Below are 15,010 nucleotides of genomic sequence, written 5' to 3'. Positions count from 1 at the left end.
GCCTGCCCGTCAGGGCGGCGACGTGACGTCCGTGCGTCCGCTCACACGTTGAAGCGGAACTCCACCACGTCCCCGTCCTGCATGACGTACTCCTTGCCCTCCATCCGGGCCTTGCCCTTGGCGCGGGCCTCGGCGACCGAGCCGGTCTCGACCAGGTCGCCGAAGGAGATGACCTCGGCCTTGATGAAGCCCTTCTGGAAGTCGGTGTGGATGACACCGGCCGCCTCGGGAGCCGTGGCGCCCTTCTTGATCGTCCAGGCGCGGGACTCCTTGGGGCCGGCCGTCAGGTAGGTCTGCAGGCCGAGCGTGTTGAAGCCGACGCGGGCCAGGGTGGCGAGACCCGGCTCGTGCTGGCCGACGGACTCCAGCAGCTCCAGGGCCTCCTCCTCGTCCAGCTCGGCGAGGTCCTGCTCCAGCTTGGCGTTGAGGAAGATCGCCTCGGCGGGGGCGACCAGGGCGCGCTGCTCGTTCTTGAACTCCTCGTCGACCAGTTCGTCCTCGTCGACGTTGAACACGTACAGGAACGGCTTGGTGGTCAGCAGGTGCAGGTCGTGCAGCAGCTCGTTGCGCTCGGTGCCCTGGACGATGCCGTGGGCGAAGAGCGTGTCACCCTTCTCCAGGATCTCCTTGGCCTCCTCGACCGCCTTGACCTTGGGAGCCACGTCCTTCTTGATCCGGGACTCCTTCTGGAGGCGCGGCAGGACCTTCTCGATGGTCTGGAGGTCGGCGAGGATCAGCTCGGTGTTGATCGTCTCGATGTCGTCCTTCGGCGAGACCTTGCCGTCGACGTGGACGACGTTCTCGTCCTTGAAGGCGCGGATGACCTGGCAGATCGCGTCGGACTCGCGGATGTTCGCGAGGAACTTGTTGCCGAGGCCCTCGCCCTCGGAGGCGCCGCGCACGATACCGGCGATGTCGACGAAGTCGACGGTGGCCGGAAGGATGCGCTCGGAGGAGAAGATCGACGCCAGCTTGGCCAGGCGGCCGTCGGGGACGCCCACGACGCCGACGTTCGGCTCGATCGTGGCGAACGGGTAGTTGGCCGCCAGCACGTCGTTCTTGGTCAGGGCGTTGAACAGGGTCGACTTGCCGACATTCGGCAGGCCGACGATTCCGATCGTGAGCGACACGTTGCGACTTCCCGTAAATGAGAGGGCCAGGGGCTGCCAGGGGCCAGAGACACTGGCCGATCCACCAGTCTACGGCGTTCCCGGCGAGGGCCTCGCGAGAGCGTCGAACGCCCGGCCAAGCTCTGCTCCCCGGCGTGTCTGGCGGCCGACCGGGCACATAAGCAGACCTAGGTTGGTCCAGTGGAGCAACGCGGAATTCGACCCCCGAACGACGGACCCCGGCGCGGCGCGCCGCCGCGGCGGCTGCCCGGGCAGGCCCGGCCGAGGCCGGGCGACGAGCGCCGGCGGGGGCAGGGAGCGGCCCGGCCCGGACGGGGGAGCCGTCCGGCCAGGGTCGCGCGGCCGGTGCCGGCCGCCCGGCGGATGCCGCAGCCGCGGCTCACCGGGCTCGGCACCGGGCTGTTCTGCGCGGCGGTGATGCTGCTGCTCGGCAGCCTGGACCAGTTGATGTTCGACGGGTCACCGGCGGTCTACGGGGTGCTGTTCCTGCCGGTGTGCGTGCTGACCGCGCTGGTGGTGCGGGAGGGGGACCTGCTGACCGCTCCGGTGGTCGTGCCGATCGCGTTCGCCGTGGGCCTGCTCACCGTCGCCGACGGCGGCGGGGGGTCGGCCGGCCGTCTGATGGGGCTGGTCACGGGGCTCGCCACGCAGGCGGGGTGGCTGTACGGGGGGACGCTGGCCGCGGGCGTGATCGTGCTCGTACGGCGGGTGCGGTGGATACGGCGGCGCCGCCGGCGGGGCTGAGCCGTACGCCCGCTCCCCGCCGCACGCGCCCCCGGCCGCGGCCCTAGGGGGCGTCCTCCTGGGCCGCTCTCATCGCCGCCCCCACGATCCCCGCGTTGTTCTGCAGCTGCGCGGGGACGATCTCGGCTCTGATGCCCTCGATGAGGTGCAGGAACTTGTCCGCCTTGCGGCTGACACCGCCGCCGATGATGAACAGCTCCGGCGAGAAGAGCATCTCCACGTGCGCCAGGTACTTCCGGACGCGGTTCGCCCACTGCTCCCAGCTCAGCCCGTGGTCCTCCTTGGCCTTGCTGGAGGCCTTCTTCTCCGCTTCGTGGCCGTTCAGCTCGAGGTGGCCCAGCTCCGTGTTCGGGACCAGGAGACCGTCCACGAAGACGGCGCTGCCGATGCCGGTGCCGAAGGTGAGCAGGACGACCGTGCCCCGTCTGCCGCGGCCGGCGCCGAACTGCATCTCGGCGACGCCCGCCGCGTCCGCGTCGTTGACCACCGTCACCGGCAGCCCGCCCAGCCTGCCGCTGAACAAGACGCGCGCGTCGGTGTCGATCCAGCTCTTGTCGACATTGGCCGCCGTGCGGACCGTGGCGCCGCCCGTGACCACTCCGGGGAAGGTCAGCCCGACCGGGCCGGACCACCCGAAGTGGTCCACGACCTGCTTGACCCCGTCGGCCACGCCGTCGGGCGTCGCCGGGTGCGGGGTGAGCACCTTGCAGCGCTCCTGGGCCAGGTCGCCCCTGTCCAGGTCCACAGGGGCGCCCTTGATCCCGGATCCGCCGATGTCCACGCCGAAGATCTGCATGGCTCCACGTTACGACGGGCGACTGACGGTCACGCCCCGGATGCGGCCGCGGGTCCGGACCCGCCGCGCTCGGCGACCAGGGTGGCGGCCTCCTCGCGCAGGTCGCGGCGGAGCTCCTTGGGCAGCGAGAAGGTGATGGACTCCTCGGCGGCCTTGACGATCTCCACGTCCCCGTAGCCGCGCTCGGCGAGCCACTCGAGGACCTGCTCGACCAGGACCTCGGGGACGGAGGCGCCGGAGGTGACGCCGACCGTGGTCACGCCCTCCAGCCAGGCCTCGTCGATCTCGTCGGCGAAGTCCACCAGGTAGGCCTCGCGGGAGCCGGCCAGCTTGGCGACCTCGACCAGGCGCTTGGAGTTGGAGGAGTTGCGCGAGCCCACGACGATGACCAGCTCGGCCTCGGCGCCCATCTGCTTCACGGCGAGCTGACGGTTCTGCGTGGCGTAGCAGATGTCGTCGCTGGGCGGGGAGACGAGCCCGGGGAACTTCGTCTTCAGGGCGTCGACGGTCTCCATGGTCTCGTCCACGGAGAGGGTGGTCTGCGACAGCCACACGACCTTCGACGGGTCGCGGACCTCCACCTTGGCGACGTCCTCGGGGCCGTCCACGAGCTGGATGTGGTCGGGGGCCTCACCGGAGGTGCCGATGACCTCCTCGTGGCCCTCGTGGCCGATCAGGAGGATGTCGAAGTCGTCGTTCGCGTAGCGAACGGCTTCCTTGTGGACCTTGGTGACCAGCGGGCAGGTGGCGTCGATGGTGGCGAGGCGGCCCCGCTCGGCCTCCTCGTGGACCACCGGGGCGACGCCGTGCGCGGAGAACATCACGATGTTGCCGGGCGGCACCTCCTCCGTCCGCTCGACGAAGACGGCGCCCTTCTTCTCCAGGGTCTGCACCACGTACTTGTTGTGGACGATCTCGTGCCGGACGTAGATCGGGGCCCCGTACTGTTCGAGGGCCTTCTCGACGGCGATCACGGCGCGGTCCACACCGGCGCAGTAGCCCCGGGGGGCGGCGAGCAGGACACGGCGGCCAGGCGAAGCGGTCATGCGTCCCATCGTAAGGGTGCGTTCGGCGGCACCGGGATCGCGTGCCCCGCGCGGGGGCGGGGAGGACCGGGGCGCATGTCCGACACCGGAACGACCGCCTCCGCGACCGGCGTGGAGGCGTCCCGGGTGGCGCAGGTGGTGGGGGCGATGTGGCCGCCGGCCCCGAGCCGCCTCGGACCCGGTGTCGTAGGGGACCGATACGCTCGGGCCCATGGCTGTGAACACCTCGCCCGAAGCCCCCCTCCCCGTCGGTGAGGTCTCCCGGCTGATCGGGGGCTGGATCGATCGGCTCGGGGCGGTGTGGGTCGAGGGACAGATCACGCAGTTGTCGCGGCGGCCCGGTGCCGGGGTCGTGTTCCTGACGCTGCGCGACCCGTCGTACGACATCTCCGTCAGCGTGACGTGTTACCGGCAGGTGTTCGACTCCGTCGCGGACGTGGTCGGCGAGGGCGCCCGCGTCGTCGTGCTCGCGAAACCCGAGTGGTACGCCCCGCGCGGGCAACTGTCCCTGCGCGCCGCCGAGATACGGCCGGTCGGCGTCGGCGAGCTGCTGGCCCGGCTGGAGCAGCTGAAGAAGACGCTCGCGGCCGAGGGGCTGTTCGCACCGGAGCGGAAGAAGCCGCTGCCCTTCCTGCCGCAGTTGATCGGCCTCGTCTGCGGGCGTGCCTCGGCCGCGGAGCGGGACGTGCTGGAGAACGCCCGGCACCGCTGGCCCGCCGTCCGCTTCGAGGTGCGCAACGTCGCCGTGCAGGGCGTGCACGCCGTCCCGCAGGTCGTGCAGGCCGTGAAGGAGCTGGACGAGACCGGGGACGTCGACGTGATCATCGTCGCCCGTGGCGGCGGCAGCGTCGAGGACCTGCTGCCCTTCTCCGACGAGCAGCTCGTGCGGGCCGTGGCGCAGTGCCGTACGCCCGTCGTCTCCGCCATCGGGCACGAACCCGACAACCCGCTCCTCGACCACGTCGCCGACCTGCGCGCCTCCACGCCGACGGACGCGGCCAAGAAGGTCGTGCCGGACGTGGGCGAGGAGTTCGAGCGGGTGCGGATGCTGCGCGACCGGGCCCGGCGGTGCGTGAACGCGTATCTCGAGCGGGAGGAGCGCGGGCTGGCGCACGCTCTGGCCCGGCCCTCGATCGAGGATCCGCACCGGATGATCGACGAGCGGGCCGATCATGTGGCGGCCCTGGTCGAGCGGAGCCGGCGCACCCTCGGCCATCTGCTGGACCGCGCGGACTCGGAGCTGACGCACACGCACGCGCGCGTGGTGGCCCTCTCTCCCGCGGCCACGCTCGAGCGGGGCTACGCGGTACTCCAGAAGTCCGACGGACACGTGGTGCGTGACCCGGCGGAGGTCACCCGGGGCGAGGCGCTGCGGGCCCGCGTCGCCGACGGCGAATTCACAGTGAAGGTGGGCGAATGACCAAGGTGGACGAGGCGCTCTCGTACGAGCAGGCGCGGGACGAGCTGATCGAGGTCGTACGGCGGCTGGAGGCGGGCGGTACGACGCTGGAGGAGTCCCTCGCGCTGTGGGAGCGCGGTGAGGAGCTGGCCAAGGTGTGCCGGCGCTGGCTGGAGGGTGCGCGGGCCCGGCTGGACGCGGCGCTGGCCGAGGAGGAGGGCACGGAGGGGGACGCGGAGGGGGCCGCGGGGTAGGCGTCGCCCGGGGCCGTGAACCCGGGGCTGTGAAGCGGCTCACCGCACCCCCGCTTTTGTTGAAGATTGAACTTAGCTGGCGTAGTGTCATGCCGTCAGCCGATCCGGACCACGGTCCGGTACGTCGGATCGCGACACCGCTTAGGAAGTCAACGCATGTCTCTCGTTCTTGACCCCGCCGCCCAGGACCTGCTGTTCCGCGAGGCCCGCACCGCGAACACCTTCAGCGACGAGCCCGTGACCGAGGAGCAGGTCCAGGCGATCTACGACCTGGTCAAGTACGGCCCCACCGCCTTCAACCAGTCGCCGCTGCGCATCACCCTGGTCCGCTCCCCCGAGGCCCGTGAGCGCCTGGTGCAGCACATGGCCGAGGGCAACCAGCCGAAGACCGCCGCCGCCCCGCTGGTCGCGATCCTCTCCGCGGACAACGAGTTCCACGAGGAGCTGCCGGCCCTCTTCCCGCACTTCCCGCAGGCCAAGGACGTCTTCTTCAGCGAGCGTCCGGCCCGTGAGGGTGCCGCCGCGCTGAACGCCGCCCTGCAGGCCGCCTACTTCATCATCGGCGTCCGCGCCGCGGGCCTCGCCGCCGGCCCGATGACCGGCCTCGACTTCGAGGGCGTCCGCAAGGAGTTCCTCGACGACGACCACACCCCGCTGATGGTCGTCAACATCGGCAAGCCGGGCGAGAACGCCTGGTTCCCGCGCTCGCCGCGCCTGGCCTACGAGGACGTCGTCACGACCGTCTGAGCAGCCGGACACGAAAGAGGCCCCCAGCACCGCCGGGGGCCTCTGCCGTATGCGCGGATCACTTCAGCTTCAGCGCCGCCGCCATCTTCGTCAGCTCGCCGAAGGAAGCGGTGCCGGCCACCACCGTCGTGGAGCCGGGCGTGTTCTCCAGCACGAGGGCGTCGTAGCGGCCGCCGGTGTAGCGGGTCCAGGTGCGGCCGTCGATCCGCTCGGTCCGTTTCGTCGCCGACGCGCCCTGGCTGGCGGTGTCGATGAACGCGGAGCGCTTCTGCGCGGACTGCTCGAGCTGCGCGTACTGCCCGTCCGGGGTCTGGAAGCCCAGGTGCCAGCGGTCGGACTCCTCGCCCTGGAAGCGCACGGAGGTCGCCTTCCACGCGCTCGGCAGGCCCTCGGGGGCGGCCACCGGGTAGCTCGCCGCGCGACGGGCCGTGAGCAGATCGACCTGGTAGTCGACCCGCTTGATGTCGGGAGCGTGATCGTCGTGCGGGATACCGAAGAGCCAGACGGCCGCCGCCGCGAGGCCGATCAGGGCCAGGGAGAGAATCATGTCCCGGACCGTCTTCTGCTTGCCGTTCGAACCTGCCACGCCCCCTATCGTCGCAGGTGCCCCAAGCGCTCATCCGTGGGGTCCCCTGCTCATTTTGTCTGCTCAACGATAGAGTCAGGGCCAACACCCTCATCCGGCCGTCGTCGTATCAGAAAGGTGCGCTCCGATGACCGAAAATCATCACCTGCCGTCCGAGCTCGATGTTCCCTCCGAGGCTCCCGACCGCAACCTCGCCCTGGAACTCGTCCGGGTGACCGAAGCCGCCGCCATGGCCGCGGGCCGCTGGGTGGGGCGCGGCGACAAGAACGGCGCCGACGGCGCCGCGGTGCGCGCCATGCGAACCCTCGTCTCCACCGTCTCGATGAACGGCGTCGTCGTCATCGGCGAGGGCGAGAAGGACGAGGCCCCCATGCTCTTCAACGGGGAGCACGTGGGCGACGGCACCGGTCCCGAGGTCGACATCGCGGTCGACCCGATCGACGGCACCACGCTGACGGCCAAGGGCATGCCGAACGCCATCGCCGTGCTCGCCGCCGCCGAGCGGGGCGCCATGTTCGACCCGTCCGCCGTGTTCTACATGGACAAGCTGGTCACCGGCCCCGAGGCCGCCGACTTCGTCGACATCGACGCGCCCGTGGCCGTGAACATCAAGCGGATCGCCAAGGCGAAGAAGGCCACGCCCGAGGACGTCACCGTCGTCATCCTCGACCGGCCCCGGCACGAGGGCCTGATCAGGGAGGTCCGCGAGGCCGGCGCCCGCATCAAGCTCATCTCCGACGGCGATGTCGCCGGCTCGGTGTACGCGCTGCGCGAGGGCACGGGTGTCGACCTGCTGCTCGGCATCGGCGGTACACCGGAGGGCATCATCTCGGCCTGCGCCGTGAAGTGCCTGGGCGGGACGATCCAGGGCAAGCTGTGGCCCAAGGACGCGGAGGAGCGTGCGCGGGCCATCGACGCCGGGCACGACCTGGACCGCGTGCTGACCACCGACGACCTGGTGTCCGGCGAGAACGTGTTCTTCGTCGCCACCGGCATCACCGACGGCGAACTGCTGCGGGGTGTCCGCTACCGGTCGGAGACCGCCCTGACCGAGTCGATCGTGATGCGCTCGAAGTCGGGGACGGTGCGGAAGATCGACTCCGAACACCGGCTGCGGAAGCTGCGGGCGTACAGCGCGGTCGACTTCGACCGGGCCAAGTAACACCCGCCCGAGGGGTCCCGCGCCCCTGAGGCAAGGACGAGACGGGAAGGGCGCCCCCTGTGCGGAGGGGGCGCCCTTCCTTCGCTCATCCGGCTATGCGGTTGGCCGTCGCCCTCGTCGCCTTCTTCAGTTCGACCTCACGCCTGCGCCGCCTGGCCAGGACCACGCGGCGCTCCGCCGCCGTGAGGCCGCCCCAGACGCCGTACGGCTCGGGCTGGAGGAGGGCGTGCTCGCGGCACTCGACCATCACCGGGCAGCGGGCGCAGACGCGCTTGGCCGCCTCCTCCCGGCTCAGGCGGGCCGCCGTCGGCTCCTTCGACGGAGCGAAGAACAGACCGGCCTCGTCGCGCCGGCACACCGCCTCGGTGTGCCACGGAGCGTCTTGGTCCCTGTCCAGTTCCGGCACCCGCGGGGCCGGAACAGCAGCTACCTGCAGGGACGAATGCGGCGGTTGCAGCACGGTCTACTCCTGACGACGGCTTCGCGAGCGAGAGACGATGACGCAAGGCCTACCCGCTGTGCGCGCGCCTATGCACAGCGTTCCCAACCGCAGGCGCGTGACGGCTCGTTCACGCCCCCGGCACCCGCGGCCCCACAGGACCGACCCCTTCCGGCACCGGCGGATTCGCGACCGTCAACGGTCCAGGTGTTTGCGCAGCTTCCTGTCGACCTTGTCCTGGACCCGCTCCAGTTTCCGGTCGACCTTGCTCTGCACCCGGTCCAGGATGTCCGCCACGCGCTTGCCGCGCCTCGGACGCGCCTCCACGTTGCCCAGTACGGCCCAGCCGTCGACGTAGACGACCGGCGCGTCGGCCTCGACCGAGTCCAGCGTGTCCACCTCGAAGTTGCCCAGGACGCCGCCGCCGGTGCCACGCAGGGACACGTTCTCCGGGACACGGATCTGGACGTCACCGAAGACCGAGACGGCCTTGATGACGACCTGCTGGTACTCGAAGATCGCCTCGCTGAGGTCGATCTCGACGCTGCCGAAGACCGAGTACGCGTGCAGCCGGCGGCCGGCGCGCCAGCGGCCCCGGCGCACGGCGCTGCTGAAGACCGCGACCACGTTGGCATCGGCCTCGGCCGGGACCGCGCCGGGCGTCGGACGCGGCGGGACCGGCGTGTAGGCGGCGCCCGCCGGACGCTGGTGCGCCGCCGGCAGGTCCTGGATGAAGACCTCCAGCTCGCCCACCGTCTTGGCGTGCAGCACCCCCTCGACGCGCTCGGCGTGCTCCTCGGCGGTCAGGCGGCCCTCGGCGAGGGCGTCGCGCAGGATGTCGGCGACCCGGTCGCGGTCGGCGTCCGAGGCGCGCAGTGCGGAGACGCGCGGTGCGGCGTCCTGGGTTCGGGCGGGCTTCTGAAGGTCCACGACAGCAGAGTACCGAAACGCGATAGATCGCGACTAGGGGTGTGGAAAACCTCGGCGTGGCGAACTGAGCCTTACCTCACAGGTTCCGTGTCAGCGGCAGGTTCTACGCTGGTGGGGCCCGCCAGCGTCGGCGGGCGGCCGTCCGTCAGAGTGAGGAATGGGCTGAGATGCCTGAGTTCGCGTACACCGATCTGCTCCCCCAGGGAGAGGACACCACCCCCTACCGCCTGGTGACGTCCGAGGGCGTCTCCACGGTCGAGGGGCCCGACGGGCGGACGTTCCTCACGGTGGAGCCGGAGGCGCTGCGCAAGCTGGCCGAGGAGGCCATTCACGACATCCAGCACTACCTGCGCCCGGCCCACCTCGCCCAGCTGCGCCGCATCATCGACGACCCCGAGGCGTCGGGCAACGACAAGTTCGTCGCGCTGGACCTGCTGAAGAACGCGAACATCGCGGCGGCCGGTGTGCTGCCGATGTGCCAGGACACCGGCACGGCGATCGTCATGGGCAAGCGCGGGCAGAACGTGCTCACGCAGGGCCGCGACGAAGAGGCGCTGAGCCACGGCATCTACGACGCCTACACGAAGCTGAACCTGCGCTACTCGCAGATGGCTCCGCTCACCATGTGGGAGGAGAAGAACACCGGCTCCAACCTGCCGGCGCAGATCGAGCTGTACGCAACCGACGGCGGCGCCTACAAGTTCCTGTTCATGGCGAAGGGCGGCGGCAGCGCCAACAAGTCCTTCCTCTACCAGGAGACGAAGGCGGTCCTGAACGAGGCCTCCATGATGAAGTTCCTGGAGGAGAAGATCCGTTCGCTGGGTACGGCCGCCTGCCCGCCGTACCACCTGGCGATCGTCGTCGGCGGTACGAGCGCCGAGTACGCGCTGAAGACCGCCAAGTACGCCTCCGCGCACTACCTGGACGAGATCCCGGCCGAGGGCTCGGAGCTCGGCCACGGCTTCCGGGACAAGGACCTGGAGCAGAAGGTCTTCGAGCTGACGCAGAAGATCGGCATCGGCGCGCAGTTCGGCGGCAAGTACTTCTGCCACGACGTGCGCGTGGTCCGCCTGCCCCGGCACGGCGCGTCCTGCCCGGTCGCCATCGCCGTCTCCTGCTCGGCCGACCGCCAGGCCGTCGCGAAGATCACCGCCGAGGGCGTCTTCCTGGAGCAGCTGGAGACCGACCCGGCGCGCTTCCTGCCGGAGACGACCGACGAGCACCTCGACGAGTCCTCCGACGTGGTGAAGATCGACCTCAACCAGCCGATGGACACGATCCTCGCGGAGCTGACGAAGTACCCGGTCAAGACCCGTCTCTCCCTCACCGGCCCGCTGGTCGTCGCCCGTGACATCGCGCACGCCAAGATCAAGGAGCGGCTGGACGCGGGCGAGGAGATGCCGCAGTACCTGAAGGACCACCCGGTGTACTACGCGGGCCCGGCGAAGACCCCCGAGGGGTACGCCTCCGGCTCCTTCGGCCCGACGACGGCCGGCCGCATGGACTCCTACGTGGAGCAGTTCCAGGCGGCGGGCGGCTCCAAGGTGATGCTCGCCAAGGGCAACCGCAGCAAGCAGGTCACCGACGCGTGCGACGCCCACGGCGGCTTCTACCTCGGCTCCATCGGCGGCCCCGCCGCCCGGCTCGCCCAGGACTGCATCAAGAAGGTCGAGGTCCTGGAGTACGAGGAGCTGGGCATGGAGGCGGTCTGGAAGATCGAGGTCGAGGACTTCCCGGCGTTCATCGTCGTGGACGACAAGGGCAACGACTTCTTCACTTCACGGGAACCCGAGCAGCCGACGTTCACCAGCATCCCGGTGCGGGGCCCCGGCCTGGCCTGAGTCATCCCGTAAGCGCCTCACAGACCCCTCGGCGTCGCCGGGGGTCTGCTGCTGTCCGCGGGTGGCGCGATGAGCTCCTCCCCCGCTCCCGTGGCTTGAAGCGCACCCTTGACGCCAGCGCGGCTGGATCGGGAGGGTCCGTGCGTAGAAGTCCGTGCAATCCGCGTAGCCCGGGAGGCTGCTGTGTCGCTACGGTTCATCGCCAAGGACCCGAACACGGACGGGGCGAACTGCCCCACGGTCTGGGTCGACGAGGAGAAGCAAGAGATCGTGTTGCAGGGTTGGACGGTGGACGAGGCGACGCGCGCCGAGTGCCTGAAGACCGGCCCCATCCCCGACAGTGAGACCGTCGTCCGGCTGCCTGTGCGTATGGTCGCCGCCATCAGGGAGGCTTGTGATGCCGCAGACGGCCCCACCGTTCAGTGAGCTGCTGGCGAACTGCCAGCGATCCGCCGTACATCTGGAGATGCGCGACTTCTACGACGACCCCGACGAGGCCCCGCGCGTGGCCGCGTGGAAGGCCGGGCATCGGCCTGACCCGAACGACCGGGCGTCCTGGTGGCGCCCCTGGCTCGACATGGTGTCCGAGGCGGTTTCCCGTGGTGTCGTGATCCGCCGCGCCCGGATCGTCTCCGAGCCGGTGAGCGAGTACACCCGGTACCTCTACGACGGCACATTCACCAACATCGCCGCTGGTGAGCAGATCCGTTGGCTTCCCCGGCGGAACGCGTCGGATCTGGCCCTCCCTGGCAATGACTTCTGGTGCTTCGATGACCGGCTGGTGAGGTTCGGCTACTTCTCCGGTGAGGGCGTGTACCTCGGCGACGAAGTGGACGACCGCGCCGAAGTGGTCAAGCTGTGCGCCTCGGCGTTCGAAGCCGTCTGGGACCGGGCCGTTCCGCACGACCGCTACAGGATCTGAGAACGCACAGCCCCCATGGCCCGTTCCCCTTCGTCCAGCGTCCAGGCGGCCCGCGAGGCGCTTGCAGCACGCCTTCGGGATCTTCGCCTGGACGCCGGCCTGAAGGCTCGCGAGGTAGCCGTACAGGCTGGCTGGCATCCCTCGAAAGCGAGTCGGCTGGAGAACGCCGTAACGTCCCCCTCGGACGCCGACATTCGCGACTGGTGCCGGGTCTGCGGAGCCGACGATCAAGCAGCCGACTTGATCGCCGCGTCCCGCTCGGCAGAGTCGATGTACGTCGAGTGGCGACGGCTCCAGCGCACGGGGCTACGCCGACTCCAGGAGTCGTACGTACCTCTCTTCGAGCGCACCCGAACCTTCCGCATCTACTGCTCCAACGTGGTGCCCGGCCTGCTCCAGACCCCCGCGTACGCAACCGCGCTGCTGACTGAGATCACCGACTTCCGGCAGACGCCCAATGACGTCACGGAGGCCGTGGCCGCCCGCATGGATCGGGCGCGTGTTCTCCGCGAAGGAGATCACCGATTCGCCATCCTCGTCGAAGAAGCCGTCTTGCGGTACTGCATCGGCGACGCCGGAGTCATGGCCGGGCAACTGGGCCATGTGCTGTCGATCATGTCCTTGCCGGCCGTCTCCCTCGGCGTCGTGCCGTTCAGCGCCTCCCGGCACATGTGGCCGCTGGAAACCTTCTCGATCTACGACAGCGCGCAAGCTCAGGTGGAGCTGCTGACAGCGGCTGTGAATGTGACAGCGCCATCGGAGATCGACCAGTACGCGAGAGCCTTCGAACGACTGTCGGAAGCGGCGGTCTACGGGGCCACGGCACGAACCTTGATCGCGAAGGCCATCGAGGCACTCGGCTAACTCGCGTGCAATTTCGTAGAACTTCGTAGAGCTCCGATGTGGCCCGTTCCTAACGTGGTCTGCACGACCAGAGGAGGGGCGAGCGATCATGGCGAGCGACGCAAGAGCCCGGCTGTCTGAGGCGTTCGACGTGTTCGGCAGCAACGGCATGCTGTTGGTGTTCCACGACTCGGATGATCCGTTGGGAACGACGGCTGAAGGGGCGGACGCTCCGCCTCATTCGGGAGTGGCCCGTACGAGCCTGCGGGAACGGGTCGCCGAGGCCAATGCTCGGAGCCGTGGCGAAATCCTCTGATGGCGCGTACCGACCCGCGCCGCCCCAGAACGATCACTCAGAATCTGTGGTCGCACGGGGAGTACTGCGGAACGTGTGCCGGACACCGTGAAATCTGGTGCCCCCTCTGCTTCGGCTTCGAGGGTTGCTCGGGCTGCAACAACCGGCGGAAGGTGCTTTGCCCTACGTGTGCCGGCGGTCAACTCCTGCCCAACGTCTGTTGATCATTTCTCGCTGATCTCCGCCCCTGTCGGGTCTGACCCGATCCCCTATCCCCCATGGCTCGGAATCCCGGCGGGGCGGGCAACACCCCGTTCCGCATACAGCGGGGGACGGTTCAAGAGGCACCATCCCAACTGGAGGCAACCAGATGCGCAAGCAGTGGCTCACGGCCGAGGACCCCGGCAACCCCCAGGACGACAGCGACAGCGGCAACAAGCACGGCGGCGGCGGGTCCGACGAGGGCGGCAACACGAACGACGGCCAGGGACCGGCGGACGGCCGCTGAATGCCCGAGCAGCAAGGAACGGACGCCAGCCCCGAGCGGCTGGCGTCCGCGCTGATGGGGAAGGGCGCCCTGACGTCTGACTGGCTTCCCGCCTTCAAGCGGGCGCCGCGCCACCTGTTCGTACCGGATGTGATCTGGCCGGGCACTGCGGGCGGCAACCGGCAGAAGAGCCGGATCATCCGTTCCGAGGACTCTCGGGCGTGGTGGGACGCCGTTTACACGGACGCGCCGATCACGACGCAATGGGACGACGGCGCCCACACGGGTCCCGATAAGGGCAAGATCCCTTCGTCTTCCAACTCTATGCCTACCATGGTCTTTTCGATGCTCGACGCCCTGAGCGTCCATGAAGGCCATCGGGTTTTGGAGATCGGGACGGGTACCGGCTGGAACGCCGCGCTGCTGTCGCACCGCGTAGGCCCTGAGAACGTCGTCACGGTCGAGGTGGACGAAACCACGGCGGCGGACGCCAGGAAGCGTCTTCAGGACGCGGGGTTCGTACCGCTGGCCGTGGTCGGTGACGGAGCAGCCGGATTCGCGCTGGAGGCCCCGTACGACCGGGTGATTGCGACGTGCTCGATTGGCCGGGTCCCTTACGCCTGGATCGAGCAGACGAAGCCGGGCGGGGTGATCGTGGCCCCTTGGGGGCCGACGTACGGCGGAGAAGCGGTCGTGAGGCTCACGGTGAAGTCGAATGGGTCGGCGTCGGGGAAGTTTCTCGGGTCCTCGGCGTTCATGCGGCTTCGCGCCCAGCGCACGGAGCGACAACACGTTCGTGAGTACCTGAAGGGCAAGCCGTGGCCAGCCGACGGCGTCAAGTCGACCACGGCGCTCTCCCCGGATGTCGTGGGCGACTGGCGCGTCATGTTCGCCATCGGGGTACAGGTGGCCGACGCGTTCCCTTGGATGGAGACATACAAGGACGGCTCTTACACCCTGTGGCTTCGAGACACGGCGGTCACGTCGTGGGCTACGGCCGACTTCGAGAAGGATCGGGCAGAGTTCGCAGTCGTGCAGTCTGGTCCCAGGAAACTGTGGGACGAGGTCGAAAAGGCGTACCGCTGGTGGGAGAAGCAAGGTTGTCCCGGCTTCGAACGTTTCGGGCTCACGGCCACTGTGGACGGCGAAACCATATGGCTGGATGAACCAGGAAACCCAGTTCCTCCGATTCTCGGCTAAACAAGAACCAGGGGCACCCGGCGCCGGCCGGGTGCTCGCTGAGTTCGAAGGACTAGATCGGCTCCACCATATTTCCCGTCATTCGCATTGCCACCAACTCGGCCGAACCCCCGCGCGTTCAAGCGAAGGGAAGGGCGCGGGTGCCCGGAAGGACGTCTTCAGAGTTTCAAACCCCCCTTCCCAGCTCTT

Annotated in this window: 18 protein-coding genes; 12 read left to right on the top strand and 6 right to left on the bottom strand. The window is 69.3% G+C overall.

What is annotated here, in order from left to right; genetic code table 11:
• Positions 1–41: 41 nt before the first annotated feature.
• Positions 42–1,130, bottom strand: a complete 1,089-nt coding sequence (ychF, locus tag AB0N17_RS24540; RefSeq protein WP_366013598.1) for a redox-regulated ATPase YchF — start codon at positions 1,128–1,130, stop codon at positions 42–44.
• A gap of 180 nt (positions 1,131–1,310) precedes the next feature.
• On the opposite strand from ychF, the gene AB0N17_RS24535 reads away from it, so the two are divergent.
• Complete coding sequence (locus tag AB0N17_RS24535) at positions 1,311–1,874, top strand: DUF6542 domain-containing protein (protein ID WP_366013597.1); 564 nt, start codon at positions 1,311–1,313, stop codon at positions 1,872–1,874.
• 43 nt (positions 1,875–1,917) lie between these two features.
• On the opposite strand, the gene ppgK is transcribed toward AB0N17_RS24535, so the two are convergent.
• Together ppgK and AB0N17_RS24525 are read right to left on the bottom strand one after the other, a co-directional pair.
• The gene (gene ppgK, locus AB0N17_RS24530) at positions 1,918–2,670 is read right to left on the bottom strand and encodes a polyphosphate--glucose phosphotransferase (protein WP_366013596.1); all 753 of its coding nucleotides are present in this window, start codon (positions 2,668–2,670) and stop codon (positions 1,918–1,920) included.
• A 29-nt stretch (positions 2,671–2,699) separates the two neighbouring features.
• A complete protein-coding gene (locus AB0N17_RS24525; RefSeq protein WP_366013595.1) occupies positions 2,700–3,725 on the bottom strand; it encodes a 4-hydroxy-3-methylbut-2-enyl diphosphate reductase in 1,026 nt (341 codons plus the stop codon).
• Between the two features lie 202 nt (positions 3,726–3,927).
• On the opposite strand from AB0N17_RS24525, the gene xseA reads away from it, so the two are divergent.
• From xseA to AB0N17_RS24510, 3 genes are all read left to right on the top strand, one after another.
• Positions 3,928–5,136: an exodeoxyribonuclease VII large subunit gene (gene xseA, locus AB0N17_RS24520; RefSeq protein ID WP_366013594.1), complete on the top strand. Its 1,209-nt coding sequence runs from the start codon at positions 3,928–3,930 to the stop codon at positions 5,134–5,136.
• Positions 5,133–5,369 (top strand): exodeoxyribonuclease VII small subunit, encoded by a 237-nt coding sequence (locus AB0N17_RS24515; RefSeq protein WP_366013593.1) that lies wholly within the window; start codon positions 5,133–5,135, stop codon positions 5,367–5,369. The genes xseA and AB0N17_RS24515 overlap by 4 nt, the downstream gene beginning before the upstream one ends.
• Before the next feature lie 156 nt (positions 5,370–5,525).
• Positions 5,526–6,116, top strand: a complete 591-nt coding sequence (locus tag AB0N17_RS24510) for a malonic semialdehyde reductase (protein ID WP_366013592.1) — start codon at positions 5,526–5,528, stop codon at positions 6,114–6,116.
• A gap of 58 nt (positions 6,117–6,174) precedes the next feature.
• On the opposite strand, the gene AB0N17_RS24505 is transcribed toward AB0N17_RS24510, so the two are convergent.
• Positions 6,175–6,702 (bottom strand): DUF4245 domain-containing protein, encoded by a 528-nt coding sequence (locus tag AB0N17_RS24505; RefSeq protein WP_366013591.1) that lies wholly within the window; start codon positions 6,700–6,702, stop codon positions 6,175–6,177.
• Positions 6,703–6,829: 127 nt separating this feature from the next.
• On the opposite strand from AB0N17_RS24505, the gene glpX reads away from it, so the two are divergent.
• Complete coding sequence (gene glpX / locus AB0N17_RS24500) at positions 6,830–7,864, top strand: class II fructose-bisphosphatase (protein WP_366013590.1); 1,035 nt, start codon at positions 6,830–6,832, stop codon at positions 7,862–7,864.
• A gap of 85 nt (positions 7,865–7,949) precedes the next feature.
• Here glpX and AB0N17_RS24495 read toward each other — a convergent pair whose 3' ends face one another.
• Together AB0N17_RS24495 and AB0N17_RS24490 are read right to left on the bottom strand one after the other, a co-directional pair.
• A complete protein-coding gene (locus AB0N17_RS24495) occupies positions 7,950–8,324 on the bottom strand; it encodes a WhiB family transcriptional regulator (protein WP_366013589.1) in 375 nt (124 codons plus the stop codon).
• A gap of 174 nt (positions 8,325–8,498) precedes the next feature.
• Positions 8,499–9,233: a DUF1707 domain-containing protein gene (locus tag AB0N17_RS24490; protein WP_366013588.1), complete on the bottom strand. Its 735-nt coding sequence runs from the start codon at positions 9,231–9,233 to the stop codon at positions 8,499–8,501.
• Positions 9,234–9,400: 167 nt separating this feature from the next.
• Between AB0N17_RS24490 and AB0N17_RS24485 the strand changes: the two genes are divergently transcribed.
• The 7 genes from AB0N17_RS24485 (at position 9,401) to AB0N17_RS24455 (ending at position 14,821) form a co-directional block, all read left to right on the top strand.
• Positions 9,401–11,074: a fumarate hydratase gene (locus AB0N17_RS24485; protein WP_366013587.1), complete on the top strand. Its 1,674-nt coding sequence runs from the start codon at positions 9,401–9,403 to the stop codon at positions 11,072–11,074.
• 183 nt (positions 11,075–11,257) lie between these two features.
• Positions 11,258–11,500, top strand: a complete 243-nt coding sequence (locus AB0N17_RS24480; protein ID WP_366013586.1) for a hypothetical protein — start codon at positions 11,258–11,260, stop codon at positions 11,498–11,500.
• Complete coding sequence (locus AB0N17_RS24475) at positions 11,472–11,996, top strand: DUF6879 family protein (protein ID WP_366013585.1); 525 nt, start codon at positions 11,472–11,474, stop codon at positions 11,994–11,996. The genes AB0N17_RS24480 and AB0N17_RS24475 overlap by 29 nt, the downstream gene beginning before the upstream one ends.
• Positions 11,997–12,011: 15 nt before the next feature.
• On the top strand, positions 12,012–12,860 hold the full coding sequence (locus AB0N17_RS24470; protein WP_366013584.1) for a helix-turn-helix transcriptional regulator: 849 nt from the start codon (positions 12,012–12,014) through the stop codon (positions 12,858–12,860).
• Positions 12,861–12,948: 88 nt separating this feature from the next.
• Complete coding sequence (locus AB0N17_RS24465) at positions 12,949–13,155, top strand: hypothetical protein (protein WP_366013583.1); 207 nt, start codon at positions 12,949–12,951, stop codon at positions 13,153–13,155.
• A 349-nt stretch (positions 13,156–13,504) separates the two neighbouring features.
• Entirely contained in the window at positions 13,505–13,642 is a 138-nt protein-coding gene (locus tag AB0N17_RS24460) for a hypothetical protein (protein WP_199814055.1), read from the top strand.
• Positions 13,643–14,821 carry a methyltransferase domain-containing protein gene (locus tag AB0N17_RS24455; RefSeq protein ID WP_366013582.1) on the top strand — a complete coding sequence of 393 codons (1,179 nt, stop codon included), beginning with the start codon at positions 13,643–13,645 and terminating at the stop codon, positions 14,819–14,821. It abuts the gene before it with no gap.
• Positions 14,822–15,010: the final 189 nt, after the last annotated feature.

Origin of the sequence: Streptomyces sp. NPDC051133, from assembly GCF_040682635.1 — a bacterium.
Classification (GTDB): domain Bacteria; phylum Actinomycetota; class Actinomycetes; order Streptomycetales; family Streptomycetaceae; genus Streptomyces.
This window is presented reverse-complemented; position numbering and strand designations above follow the sequence as displayed.